Consider the following 18,496-nt stretch of genomic DNA (forward strand, 5'->3'; position numbering starts at 1 on the left):
GTCGCAGTGCGGGATCGCGCCCCCGTGTGGTCATCGCGCCCCGGTGAGTCGGGGCGCGATGACCACCGCGGGGCGCGATCGATCACGAGGACGCCTTCGCGAGCGCCAGGTTCAGGGCCAGCACGTTCACCACGGGCTCGCCGAGGAATCCGAGCTGCCGCGACTCGGTGTGCGATGCGACCAACTGCCGCACGGTGTCCGCAGGCAGGCCGCGTGCCGCCGCCACCCGCGCCACCTGCTGGGACGCGTAGGCGGGGCTGATGTCCGGGTCGAGACCCGAGCCCGATGCGGTGACGGCGTCGGCAGGCACCTGCGCAGCGGGGACCCCGTCGGCCTTCGCCAGCGCCGCACGACGCTCCTCCACAGCCTTGAGCAGGTCCGGGTTGTTCGGCCCGAGGTTCGAGCCGGAGGACGCCCCCGCGTCGTAGCCGTCCCCGGCGGCAGACGGCCGCGACTGGAACCAGCGATCAGCCTGCTTGCCGGAGAAGGACTGCCCGATGAGCGACGACCCGACGAGCTTGCCGGACGAGTCCGTGACCATCGAGCCGTTGGCCTGGTCGTGGAACGCCGCCTGGCCGACGCCCCAGACGGCGAGCGGGTAGCCGACGCCGAGCACGACGGTGGCGACGAGGGTGAGGCGGATGGCCACACCGGCGGAACGGAAGGTGGAACGTGCAGATGCCATCACTAGAACCCCGGGATGAGACCGACCACGAGGTCGATCAGTTTGATGCCGATGAAGGGGACGATCACGCCGCCCAACCCGTAGACGAGCAGGTTGCGGCCGAGGATCGACGACGCTGCAGCAGCGCGGTACTGCACGCCACGCAGGGACAGCGGGATGAGCGCCACGATGACGAGCGCGTTGAAGACGACGGCCGACAGGATCGCGGACGACGGGCTGTGCAGGCCCATGACGTTGAGCGCCGCGAGCCCGGGGAAGGCCGCCTGGAACATCGCCGGGATGATCGCGAAGTACTTCGCGACGTCGTTGGCGATGGAGAACGTGGTCAGGGCTCCGCGGGTGATGAGCAGCTGCTTGCCGATGCGGACGACGTCGATGAGCTTGGTCGGGTCGGAGTCGAGGTCGACCATGTTGCCCGCCTCCTTCGCCGCCGTCGTGCCGGTGTTCATCGCGACGCCGACGTCCGCCTGCGCCAGGGCCGGGGCGTCGTTCGTGCCGTCACCGGTCATCGCGACGAGGTTGCCGCCCTCCTGTTCGCGCTTGATGTAGGCGAGCTTGTCCTCCGGCGTGGCCTCGGCGAGGAAGTCGTCCACGCCGGCCTCGTGCGCGATCGCGGCCGCGGTGCGGGGGTTGTCGCCGGTGATCATCACCGTGCGGATGCCCATCGACCGGAGCTCGGCGAACCGGGCCGCCATGCCGTCCTTGACGACGTCCTTCAGGTGCACGACGCCGAGCAGCGCGACCGCGCCGGTGGACGATCGGCGACCGACGACGAGCGGGGTGCCACCCTGGTCGGAGATCTCCGCGACGGTCGCGTCGATCGCGGCCACCAAACCGGTGTCGGGGGTGTCTGCCCAGGCGAGCACTGCTGAAGCGGCCCCCTTCCGGATCTGCGACCCGTCCGGCAGGTCCAGGCCGGACATGCGCGTCTGCGCCGTGAACGGCACCTCGACGGCGCCGTCCGGCAGTGCCGGCGTCACCCCTGCCTCAGCAGCGAGCGACACGATCGAGCGTCCTTCCGGGGTGCTGTCGGCAGCACTCGACAGCGCAGCCGCTTCCATGAGCGAGGCTTCCGGCACCCCCGGTACCGGCACCACCCGCGACGCCCGACGGTTGCCGTACGTGATCGTTCCAGTCTTGTCGAGCAGCAGGGTGGTGATGTCGCCAGCGGCCTCGACCGCGCGGCCGGACATCGCGAGCACGTTGTGCTGCACGAGCCGGTCCATGCCGGCGATGCCGATCGCGGAGAGCAGCGCCCCGATGGTGGTCGGGATGAGGCAGACGAGCAGGGCGATCAGGACGGGGACGCTGACCGTCGCGCCGACGAGTCCCGCGATGGGCTGCATCGTCAGGCAGACGATCACGAAGACGATCGACAACGAGGCGAGCAGGATGTTCAGCGCGATCTCGTTCGGCGTCTTCTGGCGGGCGGCGCCCTCGACGAGCCGGATCATCCGGTCGATGAAGGTCTCGCCCGGGGTCGAGGTGATGCGCACGATGATCCGGTCCGACAGCACCCGGGTACCGCCGGTGACGGCACTGCGGTCGCCGCCGGACTCGCGGATGACGGGTGCGGACTCGCCGGTGACGGCCGACTCGTCGACCGAGGCGATGCCGTCGATGACGTCACCGTCACCGGGGATCACCTCGCCGGCGACCACCACGACGACGTCCCCCTTGGCCAGGTCGACGGACGCGATCTCCTCGGTCGCGTTGCCGACCGCCGCAGCGTCGGCCTGGTCGTAGCCGAGTACCCGACGGGCGCTCGTGGTCGAGCGGGTCTTCCGCAGGGTGTCGGCCTGCGCCTTGCCCCGGCCCTCGGCGACCGACTCCGCCAGGTTGGCGAAGACAACGGTCAGCCAGAGCCACACGGCGATGGCGATGGTGAACGCGGACGGCTCGACGATGGCGGCCGCCGTCGTCAGCGCCGCGCCGACCTCGACGATGAACATGACGGGGTTCCGCCACATGAGTCGCGGATCGAGTTTCCGCAGGGCGCCCGGGAGGCCCGCCACCAGTTGGCGGGGCCCGAACGCGGTCGAGCGGGTGGTCGGCTCCACGGCGGTGCGCGGCTCCGGCTCGGTGGTCACGGGGGCGGTCATGACAGTCCTTCTGCGAGCGGTCCCAGTGCGAGCACCGGGAAGTAGGTGAGTGCGGTGACGATGACGGCCACGCCGCCGAGCAGCCCGATGAAGAGCGGGCGGTGGGTGGGCAGCGTGCCGGCGGTCTCCGGCACCCGGTCCTGCGCGGCGAGGGACCCGGCGAGCGCCAGGACGAACACCATGGGCACGAACCGGCCGAGCAGCATCACGACGCCGAGCGAGGAGTTCATCCAGGTCGTGTTCGCGGTGAGCCCGCCGAACGCCGAGCCGTTGTTGTTCGCACCCGAGGTGTAGGCGTAGAGCAGCTCGGACAGCCCGTGGTTGCCGGGGTTGAAGATCGACGTGCCGAGCACCTGTTCACGGACGCCGGGGATCACGAGCGAGAGCCCGGTGGCGAGGAGCACGAGGGTCGGCGTCACCAGGATGTACAGCGCCGCGAAGGTCATCTCCTTCGCGCGGATCTTCTTGCCGAGGTACTCCGGTGTGCGGCCGACCAGCAGCCCGCCGATGAACACCGTGATCACAGCGAGCACGAGCATGCCGTACAGGCCGGAGCCGACGCCGCCCGGGGTGACCTCACCGAGCATCATGTTGAGCATCGCCATCATCCCGCCGATCGGGGTGAAGCTGTCGAACATGCCGTTCACCGCACCGGTCGAGGTGGCGGTCGACGTCGTGCCGAACAGCGTCGTGCCGAGGATGCCGAACCGGGTCTCCTTGCCCTCCATCGCGGCTCCGGCAGCGTGCGTCGCGAGCCCACCGCCACCGAGCTCGGCGATCGACATCACCGACAGGGACACGAGGAAGATCGCGCCCATCACGGCGAGGATCGCGTACCCCTGACGGTCGTCGCCGACCATGCGCCCGAAGGTGCGCGGGAGCGAGAACGGGATGACGAGCATCAGGAAGACCTCGACGAGGTTCGTCCACGCCTGCGGGTTCTCGAACGGGTGTGCCGAGTTCGCGTTGAAGTAGCCGCCGCCGTTCGTGCCGAGTTCCTTGATCGCCTCCTGCGAGGCGACGAACCCGTCCGGGATGTGCTGCGTGCCGCCGACGAGCGTCGTGACGTCGGTGCCGCTCCCCCACGACTGGATCACACCACCCGCGATCAGGACGATCGCGAACACGAACGCCCCGGGCAGCAGCAGACGGCCGACACCGCGGACGACGTCCACCCAGACGTTGCCGAGCGTGCCCGACTTCCGACGGGCGAACCCGCGCACCAGGGCCACGGCGACGGCGAGCCCGACGGCTGCGGACAGGAAGTTCTGCACCGCCAGGCCCGCCATCTGCACGGTGTAGCCGACGGTGACCTCGGGCGAGTACGACTGCCAGTTCGTGTTCGCGACGAACGACGCCGCGGTGTTGAACGCGAGCGACGGTCCGACGGAGGGGAGCCCGAGGTCGCCGGGCAGCACGACCTGGATGCGCTGCAGCAGGTAGACGAGCAGGAGCCCGACGACGCTGAAGAGCAGGACGCCGCGCAGGTACACGGGCCAGGACTGCTCGGCGTCGGGGTCCACCCCGATCAGCCGGTACACGCCGCGCTCGACCCGGTTGTGCCGGACGGGCGTGAAGACCCGCGCCATCCAGTCACCGAGCGGGCGGTACGCGACGACGAGCAGCAGGACGAGCGTGGCGACCTGGACGATGCCCGCCCAGACGTCCGCGGCGCCCGACGCGCCCACGGCGCCCACTAGAAGCGCTCCGGACGCACGAGCGCCCAGACGAGGTACACGACTGCGGCGATGCCGAGGACGGCGGCCGCGATGGTGATCCCGATCACAGCCGTTCCACCCCCTTGGCGATCAGTGCCACCACGCCGAACACGGCGAGGACACCGGCGACGACGAACACGTCGAACACGAGGGACTCCAGAAGGTCTGCGGTACCCGCACCGGGCGGTGCGGACGGCACCACGTGTGGTGCCTGAACCGATGCTGGGTCCTGCGCCGTGCCTCCAGGCCGGTCCTAACGGTTCCCTCACGCCGCCCCGCCGGACGCATGCGCCCCGCTAACGCGCGCTCGCCACCCGGAGCCGGCCCGCCAGCGCCGAGGCTGCGACGCGGAGTCCATCCGGGCCCTCGACGAGGAAGTCGACCGCGAACCCGGCGAACGCTCCCGCGAGCCCCGGCCAGGACCACGAGCCGAGCGTGACGCGACTCCGATCACCGGACAGGGACTCGACGACGGCGTCCTCGGGCAGGAACGGCGCGATCGTCCGGGCATCCGCTGCGGCCACGGTGACTGACCCCACGCACGGCCAGACGTCCCGCTGGTCCGAGCCCTTGAAGCGCGCGGACACGAACGCGGCCGCGTCGCCACCGGGGATCGGTCGCGGCGTGAAGGGGACGCGGGTGCGCATCCGCGGCGTGATCCGGTCGATGCGGTGGGTGCGCCAGTCCTCACGGTCGAGGTCCCAGTCGAGCAGGTACCAGCGGCCGTTCCGGGCGACGACGGCGTGCGGCTCGACGCGGCGGAACGGTCGCAGCTCGTCGTCGCCCGTGTACGTGAAGCGCAGCACTTCGTGCAGGTGCACCGCCTCGCTCACCATCACGAGGACGTCCGGGTCGGTGCGGGTCCGACCCGACGTCGTGACCGCCTGCACCGCATCGATGCGTGATCGCAGTCGGCTGGGCATGACGTGCCGGACCGTCGCCAACGCCCGGGCCGCGGACTCGGCGATGTCCGCGCCGGAAGCCGGGGCGACGGCGAGCGCCAGGGCGATGGCGACGGCCTGGTCGTCGTCGAAGAGCAACGGCGGGAGCTCCGACCCCGCCTCGAGTCGGTAGCCGCCGGCCGGGCCCCGGAGCGACTCGACCCGGTAGCCGAGCCCGCGGAGCCGGTCGACGTCACGGCGGACCGTGCGCGGGCTGACCTCGAGCCGTCCGGCGAGCTCGTCGCCCGGCCAGTCGCGGTGCACCTGCAGCAGTGACAGCAGCGCGAGCATGCGGGACGAAGGACCGGACATAATCTCCATTCTCCATCGAGAAGCGGACATGATCTGACCGCAACACCCGCCATCCTCGTTCCATGAGCATCGAAACGACAACCCACCTCAACTTCGACGGCGACGCCCGCGCGGCGCTCGACTTCTACGCATCGGTCTTCGGCGGCGCGGTGACCGCGGCCACCTACGGCCAGATGGGCGCGCTGGACGACCCGGCCTGGGCGGACCGGATCGTCTTCGGGCAGGTCTCCACCGACGCCGGCCTCCGGATCATGGCCTTCGACGTCTGGCCCGGGCAGCCGTACGACCAGGGATCGAACGCCTTCTACGTGTTCGTGCACGGTGACGACGCGGCCGAGATCGAGCGCTACTGGGCTGCGCTGTCCGAGGGCGCGGAGGTCCGGCAGCCGCTCGCACCCTCGGCCTGGGCGCCGCTCGCCGGGCAGCTCCGCGACCGCTTCGGCGTCATCTGGCAGCTCGACGTCGCCCCGGCCAGCGAGTAGCCGGTGCTGACGGTCGTGGTCAGCGCGTCGGCGTCCACGTCGACACGGTGACCGCGGCCGTCACCGTCGCCGGCTCGAACGCGGTGTCCGGTGCGACGTGGTGGTGGCTCGGCCCCATGTGCACCACGTCGTGGACGTCCTCGGCGGACAGCTCCATCGTCCACGTCAGGTCGTCGGACGAGCGCAACGCGAACGACGGTGTCAGCGAGTCGTGCAGCCGCCGCTCCTTCTCCGGGTCGACGGAGATCGTCGCCTCGGCCAGCTCCGCCAGGTGGCCGGTGCGCGGCGTCACCACGACCAGCACGCCGTCAGGGTGCAGGACGCGGGCGTACTCGGTCTGGTTGCGCGGTGCGAAGACGTCGAGCAGGACCGCGGCGGCGGCGTCGACGACCGGGAGGCGCTCGGTCACGTCCCCGACGACGGCCCCCGCACGTTCGTGGGTGCGTGCCGCACGCCGGATCGCGACGGCCGACAGGTCCAGCGCCACCCCGAGCCTCCCGTGCGCTGCGTCCAGCGCATGCGCCAGGTAGGTCCCCGGGCCGGACCCGACGTCGAGCACGATGCCGGGCGCGGTGGCGTCCGCGACGGCGGCGGCGAGCGCCCGCTCGACCGGCGCGTAGTGCCCGCGCCCCAGGAACCGCAGCCGAGCGTCGACCATCTCCGGGGTGTCCGCGGTGAGCGCCCGACGCTTCGCGGGCAGGAGCGTCAGGTGCCCCTGCTTCGCTTCGTCGAACCGGTGACCGTTCGCGCAGCCCACCTGCCCGCCGTCGACGCGACCGAGCGGCTCGGCGCACACGGGGCAGGCGAGCATCGGCAGCAGGTCGTCGCGCACGTCCACAAGGCTACGGGCGCTACCGTCGTCGGATGCGCATCGCGGTGATCTCGGACGTCCACGGCAACGTCTTCGCACTGGAGCACGTCCTCCGAGGCGTCGCCGAGGACGGCGTCGACCTCGTCGTGAACCTCGGCGACCATCTCTCGGGCGGTGTCGCGCCCGGGGCGACCGCTGACCTGCTCCTCGTCACGCCGATGCGTTCGGTCCGGGGGAACCACGAGCGGCAGGTCCTCGAGACCGAGCCGTCCGCGATGGGTGCCTCGGACCGTCTGGCGCACGATCAGCTCGCCGAGGCGCACCGTGCCTGGCTCACCGCCCTCCCGCTCACCGATGAGGTCGCCCCCGGGGTCCTGGCGTTCCACGGCACACCGACCGACGACCTGCAGTACCTGCTCGAGACGGTGGAGCCCGACGGCATCCGCCCCGCCACTCCTGACGAGGTCCGTGCCCGCCTCGCCGGCAGCCTCGGGTACGACCTGCTGCTCGCCGGACACACCCACCTGCAGCGCGCCGTTCGACTCGAGGACGGCCCGTTCGTCGTCAACCCGGGCAGCGTCGGCTACCCCGCGTACGACGACGACCAGCCGTGTCCACACCAGGTCGAGTCGGGTACGCCGCACGCGCGGTACGCCGTGGTCGACGACGCGACCGGACGTTGGGAGGTCGACTTCCGCGCCGTCGAGTACCCCTGGGCAGATGCTGCAGCGCTCGCCCGCGCCAACGGCCGGCCGGACGTCGAGCACGCACTCCTGACCGGGACCGTCCTGCGATGAGCCTGCAGCAGCTCTTCGGCCTCGACGGCCGCACCGCCCTGGTCACGGGCGGCAGCTCCGGCATCGGTCGCGCCATCGCCGGAGCACTCGCCGATGCGGGAGCGCACGTCCTGGTCGCGGCGCGGACGCGGGCGACCATCGACGACACCGTCGAGGCGATCCGGCAGGCGGGGGGCTCGGCCGACGGCGTCCTCGCAGACCTGTCCTCCCGCGCCGGAGCACACGTGCTCGCAGACGTGGCTGGTGACGTCGACGTCCTCGTGAACTCCGCCGGCATCAACCTCCGGCCGCCGATGGCCGACCTCGACGAGGCCACCTGGGACGCCACGATGGCCGTGAACCTCGACGCCCCGTTCGTGCTCGGCCAGCGGCTCGCGCCCGGCATGGCAGCGCGCGGGTACGGCCGGATCATCGGCATCAGTTCGCAGCAGGCCCACCGCCCGTTCGCCGCCAGCGGCGCGTACGGGGTCTCCAAGGCCGGCCTGGAGGCACTGGCCCGGTCCCAAGCAGAGGCCTGGTCCGCGCAGGGGGTCACCTCCAACGTCCTCGTCCCCGGTTTCGTGCAGACCCCACTGAACGCGCGGCTCAGCGCCGACCCCGCGACGGTGGAGCGCCTCGCTGCGCGGACGCTGGTCGGGAGGAACGGGCTCGCCTCGGACTTCGCGGCAGCAGCGGTGTTCCTCGCCGGCCCGGGGTCCGCCTACGTCACCGGGCAGTCGATCGCGGTCGACGGCGGGTTCTCCGTCCACTGAACGCCACGGTGCACCGAGCGGCGATGTGGCACGGTGCCTGAGGTACTGCCAGGGCCTGCCTGTCGGTGGCGGCCACTGGCAGGATCGAGGGCGTGAAGACACTGGAGTTGCCACAGACGGACCTCACCGCATCCGACGTCGTCGTCGGACTGATGCGGATCAACGACATGAGCGACGAGGACATCCGCGCGCTCTACAGCGCCTCGCGTGACGCGGGCGTGAACATGTTCGACCACGCGGCGGTGTACGGCGAGTGGCACGGCTGCGAAGAGCGGTTCGGTTCCGCCGTGACGCTGTCTCCGGCCGAACGGGCCGAGATCGTCCTGCAGACCAAGGTCGGCATCCGGCCGACCCCGAACGGCGCGTACTTCGACTTCTCGTACGAGCACATCCTCGAGTCGGTCGAAGAATCGCTCACCGCCCTGCAGACCGACTACGTCGACGTCCTGCTGCTGCACCGCCCCGACGCCCTGGTCGAGCCGGAAGAGGTCGCGAGGGCGTTCGACGAGCTGCACGCCGCCGGCAAGGTGCACCACTTCGGCGTCTCGAACCACACCCCCGGGCAGGTCGACCTGCTCAAGAAGTACGTCCGCCAGCCGCTCGCGTTCAACCAGGTGCAGCTGAGCATCACGCACGCGAACGTCATCGCGCAGGGCGTCTCGGCGAACATGGGCGGCCTCGAGCAGTCCATCTCCCGCGACAACGACATCCTGAACTACTCGCGGATCAACGACATCACGCTGCAGGCCTGGTCGCCGTTCCAGAAGGGCTTCTTCGACGGCGTCTTCCTCGGCGACCGCGAGCAGTACGCGGAGCTCAACGACCTCCTCGAGGAGATCGCTGCCGCACACGGTGTCACCCCGACCGGCATCGCCGTGGCGTGGATCACCCGGCACCCCGCGCACTTCCAGGTCGTCCTCGGCACGACGAACCCGCAGCGCGTCCGCGACTCGGCGGCCGGCTCGGACGTGGAGCTGTCACGCGAGGAGTGGTACCGCATCTTCACCGCGGCGGGTCACACCGTCCCCTGAGTCGGTGCGGCAGGGTGGAGTCGTCCCCGCGGCCTCGCCCTGTCGCCGATCCACGGCAGCGGCGAGGCGGCCCGACCCACTGAAACATCAGTGACAGACTCGTCCCATGCCGGAGCCCACCAGTTCTCTCGGTGGCCGGTCCACCGACCCGAGTCGATGACGTCGCTCTTCGTCGACGAGTCGAAGACGAAGGGCTACCTCATGGTCGCCGTCATCGTTGCCCCAGGTGAGCAGACGACGCTCCGGCGCACGATACGAGCCCTCGTGCTGCAGCAGCCAGACCGTAGAAAGCGCAAAGCTCGGCTCACCGACCGTCCGGAAGGCTGCCGAGCTCACTTCGCGCCGCTACTGCAACGCGCCCTCTGCTGCTACAACAGGGCAGTAGCGCGCGATACCCCAGAATGTCAGTCGTTCGCGACGGGACTCGGAAGTCAGTCCGCGGACGCCGGAGCACGTGGGGTCGGGACGCTCACGTCGACCGGGGACACCGCGGCGGGATCGGCAGAGGCACCACCCACCACGTCGAACGAGATCCCGAGCATGGCCGGGTCCTCGTCGAGCTCGAGCCCGTTCTCGTTGACCTGGTCCTCGGGGATCGCACGGCCGCCGGACGGATCGAACGAGTTCGCAATCGACATGCCGACGAGCATGCCGGTCGACCATGAGCGACGCCTCTGAATCGCCGAAGAACGACCGATCAGCCGTCGAGGTCGGCCTCCAGCGCGTCCGGGCGCAGTCGGTCGCCGGCCTGCGGGCGCCGGAACACCGGGCCGCCGCCGGCCTCGTCCTCGTCGCGGTGGCTGACGGGCGAGGCGCTCGGGTCGGCGGAGTCCTCGCCGACGTCGGCGCCGCGGTCCTCCTCGACCTCGAGCTCGGTCTCGTCGGACCCGTCCACGGGGACGGCCCGGCCCTGCTGTTCCGGATCGAACGGTGCGCTCATCGACATGGCCCGAGCATGCTCCCGCCGGGTGAACACCGGGTCAACGCTGTCCGTCCGCCGCGATCAGTTCGAGCTGGGTGAGCGGCAGGTCGGTGCCGGCGGCGAACGTGAACGCCGAGCCGCCGCCGGTGATCCGGAACACCCGGGTCTGGCCGGCCCAGTCGAACGCCGCACCGTCGACCGCGGTCACCACGTCGCCGAGGGACACCTGCCACGAGTACGTGCCCGGCGTCGCGACGGTCACCGTGTAGAGCGAGGCTGCGAGGCAGTCGACGCCGAACGCGACGGACTCCCCCGCGGCGAGCGCCGTCACGGTCCGGCCGACGTCGTCCGTCAGCGCCGACGGACCGGTCGACGCGACCCCGACGGGCAGCACGTCCACCGGGGTGTCCAGGTACCCGTGCACCTCCGAGGCCGACACCGGACGGGTGTCCGACGCCCACCCCTGCGGCTCGGCGGACAGCGTGAAGACGATGTGCGACGCCGACACCACCACGTGGTGCGGGATGCTGACCGACGTCCAGGGCGAGCCGTCGACCGTCACCGACGCGACGTACGCGCCTGCGGAACGGTCGGCGACCTCGATGACGGTCTCCGCGCCTCCCGGCTGCTGCAGCACCGTCTTCCGGACCGACGGCGGCACGAGCACGTAGGACCCCGTCGACGGCGCCAGCGGGTACAGCCCGATCGACGCGAAGACGTACCAGGCGCTCATCTCACCGTTGTCCTCGTCGCCCGGGTACCCCTGCCCGAGGTCGGAGCCGACGAACAGGCGGTCGAGGCACTCGCGGACGACCCGGTGCGCGTCGTCGTGCCGTCCGGTGAACATCGGGAAGAAGGGGATGTGGTGCGCCGGCTGGTTCGACAGGCCGAGCATGCCCATCCGGACGTCGCGGGCCTCGGTCATCTCGTGGATCGGGAAGCCGTACGAGCCGGACCACTCGGTGGCGCCGGTCTCCGGTGTGGCGAAGAACGCGTCGATCGCCGCGTCGAACCGGTCGGGTCCGCCGTGCAGGTCGACGACGCCGGCACCGTCGTGCGGTGCCGTGAACGCGGTGCCCCAGGCGTTCGTCTCGGTGTAGTCGTCACCCCAGTTCCGCGGGTCGAACTCGGTGCCGACCCGCCACGAGCCGTCGGGGTCGCGGCCGATGAAGAACCCGCGCTCGGAGTCGAAGACGTTCCGGTACTGCAGTGACCGACGGGCGAACCACTCGGCCTCGGCCTCGTACCGGGACAGGTCCGCGGGCGTCTCGGCGCGTGAGGCGAGCAGGCCCGCCATCACGGCGAGACCCCAGTCGTTGATCGCGGCGTCCAGGGTCCAGGACATCCCCTCGGCGGTCGCGGTGTCGACGTGGCCGCGGAAGGCTCCCGGGAGGCTCCCCTTGCGTCCGACACGCTCGTCCCGCGGCGGGACGGTCGCGTTCCGCAGTGCGCTCCGGTACGCCTCGACGAGGTCGAAGCCGGTGATGCCCTTCGCGGCGAGGTCGGCGAAGACGGTGTCGCTCGTGGTGCCCGTCATGCAGTCCTCGGCGCCGGGTGCGCTCCAGCGCGGCGTCCACCCGCCGTCGTGGTGGTGCTCGACGACGCCCTGGGCGAGTTCGCCCGCGGTCTCCGGGGTGAGGAGCGCGAGCATCGGCCAGGCCGTCCGGTAGGTGTCCCAGAACCCGTTCGTGGTCGTGAACGGTCCGTCGACGATCTCCGGACCCGGTTCGTCACGGATCGGTTCGGCCAGGACGGCACCGTACGGGGAGCGGTGGTGCGGCGACCCGGTCAGCGCGGTCTCGCCGGCACGGCTCGGGTAGAGGAACAGCCGGTACATGCCGGAGTACAGGCTCGTCAGCTGGTCCGTCGTCGCTCCGTCGAAGGACAGCGTCGCGAGCTTCTCGGTCCAGAGTCCCTCGGCACGGGCCAGCATCGCGTCGAAGGACCCGGCGGCGTCGAGGTTCGCACGCGCGTCCTCGATCGACACCGTGGAGATGCCGAGCAGCACGTCGACGTCGCCGGAGACCGACAGCCAGCCGCGGAGTTCACGCTCGCCGATCGTCGTGTGGTCGGCGGTCACGTGCGGCACGCGGACGTGCACGTGGTGCGGGGGCGTGCCCGGACGGTCGTCGAGGACGGCCTCGACCACGGCGGTCCCGTCGGTGATCGTCACGGAGACGTCGGACACCCAACCGTGGTGGTCGAGCACGATGCTCCGGACCCCGGTGAACCGGAACCCGAGGGCGAACTCCCCGGCGGTCACCGCGGCGGCGACACCCTGGTCGAGGGCGACCCGGTACCGGTGCGGGCCGTCGAGCTCGTCGTCGTGGTCGAACCCGAGCGCGCGTGCCGCCCGGTCGACGTCCGGGGTGTCGAGCGGCGACGGCATCACCTGGAAGACGCCGCGGTCCCCCATCCACGGCGACGGGATGTGGCTCGTCGCGAAGGCCTGGATCGCCGGACGGACCCGGCCCTCGGCGTCGGTGCGGTCGTGCTCCTGGTACGCGTACGGCCACCGGTTGCTCGAGGCATCGGTCATCGGCAGGCCGAACACGCCACCGTGCGGGATCCCGACGAGCGGCGCGTTGTTCCCGCGGGAGAACCGCGACGACGCCTGGGTGCCCCGGGTCGTGCGGACGTGGTCGAGCGGTGTCGACGGGGCCGGGCGTGCGGCCTCCAGTCGGACGTCGTCCAGCCAGCCGCGGAGTGCCGGGCGTTCCCCGTCGTCCTCCGCAGGGGACGTGTCGGAGCCGAGCCGGGCCTCCAGGCGGTCGACGACCCGGCCCGCGAACGGCGTGAGGTCCACCGCGCGGCGGTTCCACTGGTCGACCCAGGTCTTGCGGGCGAGGTCCTGTGCTTCCGGGGTGACGGCGTCGCCGTACTGGTCACGGGTGCCGGCGCTGTCGCCGTCGCGGTGGCCGGCGTCGTCGACGTCGCCGTACTGGTCACGGGTGCCGGCGCTCAGCCGACTGCCGTCGGTGAAGACGACGTCGAGCGCGAACGCCGTCGCGTCCCAGAAGTGCGGCAGGTCCGCCTCGGTCGGTTCGGATGCCCCGTCCGGCAGGGTGCGCTCCGGGAACCACACCCACGAGAGCTCGTCGCCCGGCGCGACCGTGCGCCCACCGAAGCCGGGGACCAGCGCCGTGACGGCACCTTCCCCGTCTGGTCGTTCGACCAGCCACCCCTCGGCCGATCCGAACCCGACACCGTTCCGCGCTGCGAGGGCCGTCGTGGGCCCACCGCTCCGTTGCAGTTCTCGCACCGTCCGAGCCTATTTGCTCCAGCGTCTGGACGAAAACCCGCGGCGTGTCAGCCCTTGTTCTGCCCCGGTGCGTTCTCGGAGTTCCCCGGAGCGGTGTCGGAGACTGCGTCGGTGCCCGCGTCAGCGCCCGCGTCGGCAGCCGGGCCGGTGTCCGACTCCGTGTCGGCGCTGTCCTGTGGGTCCTGCACCGGGTTCGTCACCGGGGTGCTCGGCTCCGGCCCGACGGACGGGTCCTGGCTCGGCTCGGTCGGCTGGCTCGGCTCCTCGCTCGGCTCGGAGGGCTGCTGCTCCGGTTCTGACGGCTGCTGCTCGGGCTCTGAGGGCTGCTGCTCGGTCGGCTGGCTCGGCTGCTGCTCCTCGCTGGGCTGCTCGCTCGGCTGCTGCTCGGTCGGGGCGGTCGAGGTCGTGTCCGTCGGTGCCGGCGTCTTGTCGTCGTCGCCACCCAGGGCGAACACGGCGACGCCGATGCCGATCAGCACGAGCACGACCACGACGATCGCCGTGATGATCGGACCCTTGCGACGCTTCTCACGCTTCGTCGGGTCGTTCCCGGGACCGGGGCGGACGGGTGGTGCCGGTGGGGGCGTCGCGCCGCCGGGGCCGCCCTGGGCACCCTGTGCGCCGCCCTGCGCGCCGAGCACCGTCGTCGAGACGTCGTCCGCGGCGTTGGGCTGCTGGGCGTTCATGACGCGGGTCGCGTCGTCCGCAGCCTGCGTCCCACCCGGACTGGAGGCACTGCTCGCCGGCATCACGCGCGTCGCGTCGTCCGCGTGCGCGGCTCCGGCAGCGGCGGCCGCCCCGGCAGCACCCGCAGCGGCACCGAGACCCGCGGCTCCGGCCGGGGTGACGGTCCCCGGACCGCCCGGTAGCAGGTGCGTGGCCGTCGGCGGCTCGTCACGCCCGAGGGCCCGGAGCCGCTCGGCCGCTTCGGCTGCGGACGGACGATCGGCCGGGTCCTGCGACGTCATCACGTGCAGCAGGGTGCGCCAAGCCGTCGGCAGGTGCTGGTCGATCGCCGGACCACGGGTCAGTCGCGCCGTCGCCGACTCGACCGCACTGCCGGGGAACGGCCTCGTTCCGGTCAGGCACTCGAGCAGCACGAGGCCGAGGGCGTACACGTCGGCCTTGCCGGTGATCTCCTGCGCGAGGACCTGCTCCGGTGCGAGGTACGCAGCCGTCCCCATCACGGTCCCCGTCCCCGTCACGCGCGAGGCGTCACGGAGCAGGGCGATCCCGAAGTCGGCGAGCTTCACGTGGCTGCCGTCGCTCTCGAGCAGGACGTTCGCGGGCTTCACGTCACGGTGGACGATCCCCTGCGCGTGCACGGCGGCGAGCCCGTCGGCGACCTGCGCGCCGACGCGGGCGGCGGTCGCCGGATCGAGCGCACCCTCGCGCAGCCGGGTGGCGAGGTCGCTGCCCGGCACGAGCTCCATGACGAGGTACGAGTCGCCGTCGACGTCGTCGAGTGCGGCGTCGTAGAGGGTGACCAGCGCGGGGCTCCGGAGCGTCGCGAGGGTCTGGATCTCGGCCTCGGCACGGGCGCGTTCCCCGTGGTCGACCGGTCCGATGCGGAACACCTTGACGGCGACCTCACGCCCCAGCTGCTCGTCGACCGCGCGGTACACGGACGCCATGCCACCGTGTCCGAGCGTGCCCGTGACGCGGTACCTGCCGCCGAAGACCCGTTCTTCCATGACGGGCAACCTACCGGTCGCCGCTGACGGCCCCGCTCATCTGCTGGGGGCGGGGGCGGGTTCGGGCCCGTCCATCGCCATCGAGCGGCGTCGAGCAGCATCGAGCGGCGTCGAGCGGCATCGAGCGGCGTCGAGCGGCATCGAGCGGCGTCGAGTGAGCAGAAGATGTCGGGTCCCGCCACCCGACCCGACATCTCCTGCTCACCGAGTGCTCGCGGGGTCGGGTGCGGGTGCGGGTTCGGCGCCGTACCGGAGCGCCGTCAGGTACAACCGGTGCGCCGTGATCACGAGGGCGAGCCAGGCGAGCCCGAGCGCCCACGCCGCCAGCACGTCGGTGAGCCAGTGGTGCCCGAGGAACACCCGTGACACCCCGACCGACAGCACGAACAGGGTGCCGATGACGATCGTCCACACCCGCGTGACGACACGCGACTGACGCAGGAGCAGCAGGTACACGATGGTCCCGACGATCACCGTCGCGTTGAGCGTGTGGCCGGACGGGAACGACGGCGAGTGCTCGTACGGCGGCACCGCGTCGGACAGCGGCGGCCGAGCCCGACCGATGAGGTCCTTGCCCGCGATCGTCATGAGGAGCGAACCGCCACTCGCCGCCACCAGCAGCACCAACGGCGTCCACGCCCGGCGTTGGATCGTGAACCCGACCAGGAAACCGAGGGCGACGATGGGCATGCCGATCGTGCCGGCGATGTCCGTCCACCACGTGACGAGCCGGTCCCCCGTGGGAGACCGGAGCGTCAGCATCCAGTCGAGCACCGGACGGTCGAGCGCCGCGACGTCGTCGGCCTCACGCACGGCGTCGTAGACCTCGGAGGCGACCCAGGTGGCGACGACGGCGATGCCGAGCCCCACGGCGAGCGTCACGAGCAGCAGCGGCATGGCCCCGTACCGGTGCCCGAGCACCGTGGCGCCGCGGGCCGTCGAGCGCCCGGCCCGGGTGCGCCAGTCGGTCAGGTCGACCTCACCGAGGCGACGGTCGGCGGCGTCCCCGCGTTCGGTGTCCATCCGTCCAGCCTGCCCAGGTGCGGTGGAGCGCGTTACGAGCGCCCGTCCTCGTGACCGGTCGCGGTCAGCATGATCGTCGCAGCACGAGCGGCCTCGAGGACCTCGTCGTCGGAGGCATCGGACCCCTGCGCGGCGAACAGCGCCGCGCTCACGGTGTCGAACGCCATCTGCGCCCGCAGTCGATCGGCACGCGGGGCCGTGTCGGGGAGCACGCGATCGACCACGGCGTCGAACCAGGACCGACGGTCGCTCCCCTCGCCGGCAAGCTTCTGCATGATCGGCCGGTTGGCGTGGGCGAACCGCATGCCCTGCACGCGCTCACGGCCGGTGGACTCGACCCACCGCAACGCCGTCCGACGCAGGAGGTCGGGACCGGCGTCCTGCGCATCGACCCAAGCGATCAGGTCGTCGATCTCGTTGCGCCGCCCGTCGAGGAGCGCCCGGACGATCGCCTCCTTGTTCGTGAAGTGGTAGTACAACGACGACTTCGTGATGCCCAGGGCCGCGGAGATGTCGCGGATGGACGTCCCCTCGTACCCGCGCTCGGTGAACTGCTCGAGGGCGACCCGCAGGATCTCCGCTCGCGTCTCGCTGCCGGGTCGCCGGGTGGTCGTCGCGTCCATGCCCTCATCGTAGTTGCAGAACGATCGTTCGGTAAGTAATGTCACTGTCGCCGAACGATCGTTCGGTCAGCCACGACGGACGGAGACCCCATGAGCAGCACCGACACCACCACCCCTTCCATCGCCGTCGTCGGTGCGGGCCCCGGCGGCCTCCTCGCCGCGCGGGTGCTCCAGCTCGGCGGGATCGACGTCACCGTGTACGACGCCGACCCGTCGCTCGCATCGCGCGACCAGGGCGGGACGCTCGACCTCCACGCCGACAGCGGCCAGATCGCCATCGAGGACGCGCAGCTGACGGACGAGTTCGCCGCCCTCGCCCGCCCAGAGGGACAGGCACACCGCCTCCTGGACCAGGCGGGCACGGTCCTCGCCGAACAGGTCCCCGCCTCGGACGACACCGCCGCACCCGAGATCGACCGTGCGCAGCTCCGCCGGATGCTCGTCGAGTCACTCGCGCCGGACACGATCCGCTGGGGGCAACGGGTCGCGGCCGTCGAGGGCGGAACGATCACGTTCGAGGACGGCACGACGGTGTCGGCCGACCTGGTCATCGGCGCGGACGGTGCGTGGTCGCGAGTTCGCGCATCGCTCACCGATGCGGTGCGGTCCTACACCGGCGTCACGTTCATCGAGGCCCTGTTCACCAACGTCTCCGAACAGCACCCCGAGATCGCGAAGCTCGTCGGCGACGGTCACATGTGGGCCAACGGCGACGGACGGACACTCGTGCTCCAGCGCAACAGCGGCGACGTCGTCCGTGGCTACGTCTCGATGCGCGCGGAACTCGACTGGCTCGCCCACGCCGGGATCGGAGTCGCCGACGGTCGCGGTGGCGTCCTGGACGCGAACGGGACGCAGACGACGGACACGGAGCGCGTCCGGGCGGCGCTCCGTGAGCGGTTCGCCGACTTCGCGCCGGAGCTCCTCCGCGTCATCGACGACAGCGAGGGCTCGCTGCCGAACCGCCCGATCTTCGCGCTGCCCACACCGACCCGCTGGGAACACCGTGCCGGCGTCACACTGCTCGGCGACGCAGCACACGTGATGTCCCCGTTCGGCGGCAACGGCGTCAACCTCGCGCTCCTCGACGGTGCGGAACTCGCACGCGCGATCGTGGCGGCGGTCCACGGCGGCAGCTCCCTCGACGACGCGGTTCGCGCCTACGAAGAACGCATGACCGCTCGCGGCGCTGCCATCGGGCGCGCCGCGAACGACGCCATCGTCGAGCACTACGCCGTCGGCGGCCCGGACCTCGACAGCATCCCGGACTTCGACGCCGAGGCCGACCGCTGGCGGGACGGCGCCGTCGCCTACCGTGCCGAACAGCAGTGACCCGACAGC

The 18,496-nt window shown here is 71.5% G+C and carries 18 protein-coding genes; 5 read left to right on the forward strand and 13 right to left on the reverse strand.

Features of this window, described 5'->3' with window-relative positions:
* Nucleotides 1-82 precede the first annotated feature (82 nt).
* From kdpC to EDF19_RS07385, 6 genes are all read right to left on the reverse strand, one after another.
* Nucleotides 83-685: a potassium-transporting ATPase subunit KdpC gene (gene kdpC, locus EDF19_RS07365; protein ID WP_123680259.1), complete on the reverse strand. Its 603-nt coding sequence runs from the start codon at nt 683-685 to the stop codon at nt 83-85.
* 2 nt (nt 686-687) lie between these two features.
* A complete protein-coding gene (gene kdpB / locus EDF19_RS07370; protein ID WP_123680260.1) occupies nt 688-2,787 on the reverse strand; it encodes a potassium-transporting ATPase subunit KdpB in 2,100 nt (699 codons plus the stop codon).
* The gene (gene kdpA / locus EDF19_RS07375) at nt 2,784-4,475 is read right to left on the reverse strand and encodes a potassium-transporting ATPase subunit KdpA (RefSeq protein ID WP_123680646.1); all 1,692 of its coding nucleotides are present in this window, start codon (nt 4,473-4,475) and stop codon (nt 2,784-2,786) included. Before kdpA ends, kdpB begins: the two co-directional genes overlap by 4 nt.
* Before the next feature lie 8 nt (nt 4,476-4,483).
* Nucleotides 4,484-4,573 carry a potassium-transporting ATPase subunit F gene (locus tag EDF19_RS07380; protein WP_017887940.1) on the reverse strand — a complete coding sequence of 30 codons (90 nt, stop codon included), beginning with the start codon at nt 4,571-4,573 and terminating at the stop codon, nt 4,484-4,486.
* Nucleotides 4,570-4,707, reverse strand: coding sequence for a hypothetical protein (locus EDF19_RS19100; RefSeq protein WP_185022733.1), 138 nt, complete (start codon nt 4,705-4,707; stop codon nt 4,570-4,572). The genes EDF19_RS07380 and EDF19_RS19100 overlap by 4 nt, the downstream gene beginning before the upstream one ends.
* 94 nt (nt 4,708-4,801) lie before the next feature.
* Nucleotides 4,802-5,758: a YafY family protein gene (locus EDF19_RS07385; protein ID WP_123680261.1), complete on the reverse strand. Its 957-nt coding sequence runs from the start codon at nt 5,756-5,758 to the stop codon at nt 4,802-4,804.
* A gap of 62 nt (nt 5,759-5,820) precedes the next feature.
* Between EDF19_RS07385 and EDF19_RS07390 the strand changes: the two genes are divergently transcribed.
* Nucleotides 5,821-6,240 (forward strand): VOC family protein, encoded by a 420-nt coding sequence (locus EDF19_RS07390; RefSeq protein ID WP_123680262.1) that lies wholly within the window; start codon nt 5,821-5,823, stop codon nt 6,238-6,240.
* A 19-nt stretch (nt 6,241-6,259) separates the two neighbouring features.
* On the opposite strand, the gene EDF19_RS07395 is transcribed toward EDF19_RS07390, so the two are convergent.
* Complete coding sequence (locus EDF19_RS07395; protein ID WP_123680647.1) at nt 6,260-7,072, reverse strand: putative RNA methyltransferase; 813 nt, start codon at nt 7,070-7,072, stop codon at nt 6,260-6,262.
* Between the two features lie 32 nt (nt 7,073-7,104).
* Between EDF19_RS07395 and EDF19_RS07400 the strand changes: the two genes are divergently transcribed.
* The 3 genes from EDF19_RS07400 (at nt 7,105) to EDF19_RS07410 (ending at nt 9,631) form a co-directional block, all read left to right on the forward strand.
* On the forward strand, nt 7,105-7,848 hold the full coding sequence (locus EDF19_RS07400; RefSeq protein WP_123680263.1) for a metallophosphoesterase: 744 nt from the start codon (nt 7,105-7,107) through the stop codon (nt 7,846-7,848).
* Nucleotides 7,845-8,600 (forward strand): SDR family NAD(P)-dependent oxidoreductase, encoded by a 756-nt coding sequence (locus EDF19_RS07405; RefSeq protein ID WP_123680264.1) that lies wholly within the window; start codon nt 7,845-7,847, stop codon nt 8,598-8,600. The genes EDF19_RS07400 and EDF19_RS07405 overlap by 4 nt, the downstream gene beginning before the upstream one ends.
* Nucleotides 8,601-8,692: 92 nt before the next feature.
* Nucleotides 8,693-9,631 (forward strand): aldo/keto reductase family oxidoreductase, encoded by a 939-nt coding sequence (locus tag EDF19_RS07410; protein WP_123680265.1) that lies wholly within the window; start codon nt 8,693-8,695, stop codon nt 9,629-9,631.
* 431 nt (nt 9,632-10,062) lie between these two features.
* Here the strand turns inward: EDF19_RS07410 and EDF19_RS07415 are convergent, their stop codons facing one another.
* The 6 genes from EDF19_RS07415 to EDF19_RS07440 all read right to left on the reverse strand — a co-directional run bounded on the left by EDF19_RS07415 (nt 10,063) and on the right by EDF19_RS07440 (nt 17,155).
* On the reverse strand, nt 10,063-10,269 hold the full coding sequence (locus EDF19_RS07415; RefSeq protein WP_148071055.1) for a hypothetical protein: 207 nt from the start codon (nt 10,267-10,269) through the stop codon (nt 10,063-10,065).
* 59 nt (nt 10,270-10,328) lie between these two features.
* Entirely contained in the window at nt 10,329-10,577 is a 249-nt protein-coding gene (locus EDF19_RS07420; RefSeq protein WP_123680267.1) for a hypothetical protein, read from the reverse strand.
* A 34-nt stretch (nt 10,578-10,611) separates the two neighbouring features.
* A complete protein-coding gene (locus EDF19_RS07425) occupies nt 10,612-13,815 on the reverse strand; it encodes a GH92 family glycosyl hydrolase (protein ID WP_260217003.1) in 3,204 nt (1,067 codons plus the stop codon).
* Nucleotides 13,816-13,862: 47 nt separating this feature from the next.
* A complete protein-coding gene (locus tag EDF19_RS07430) occupies nt 13,863-15,509 on the reverse strand; it encodes a serine/threonine-protein kinase (protein ID WP_123680268.1) in 1,647 nt (548 codons plus the stop codon).
* Nucleotides 15,510-15,710: 201 nt separating this feature from the next.
* Nucleotides 15,711-16,532, reverse strand: coding sequence for a phosphatase PAP2 family protein (locus EDF19_RS07435; protein ID WP_123680269.1), 822 nt, complete (start codon nt 16,530-16,532; stop codon nt 15,711-15,713).
* A gap of 32 nt (nt 16,533-16,564) precedes the next feature.
* Complete coding sequence (locus EDF19_RS07440; RefSeq protein WP_123680270.1) at nt 16,565-17,155, reverse strand: TetR/AcrR family transcriptional regulator; 591 nt, start codon at nt 17,153-17,155, stop codon at nt 16,565-16,567.
* A gap of 90 nt (nt 17,156-17,245) precedes the next feature.
* Between EDF19_RS07440 and EDF19_RS07445 the strand changes: the two genes are divergently transcribed.
* A complete protein-coding gene (locus EDF19_RS07445) occupies nt 17,246-18,487 on the forward strand; it encodes an NAD(P)/FAD-dependent oxidoreductase (protein WP_123680271.1) in 1,242 nt (413 codons plus the stop codon).
* Nucleotides 18,488-18,496: the final 9 nt, after the last annotated feature.

The organism is Curtobacterium sp. PhB115 (genome assembly GCF_003752025.1).
Classification (GTDB): domain Bacteria; phylum Actinomycetota; class Actinomycetes; order Actinomycetales; family Microbacteriaceae; genus Curtobacterium.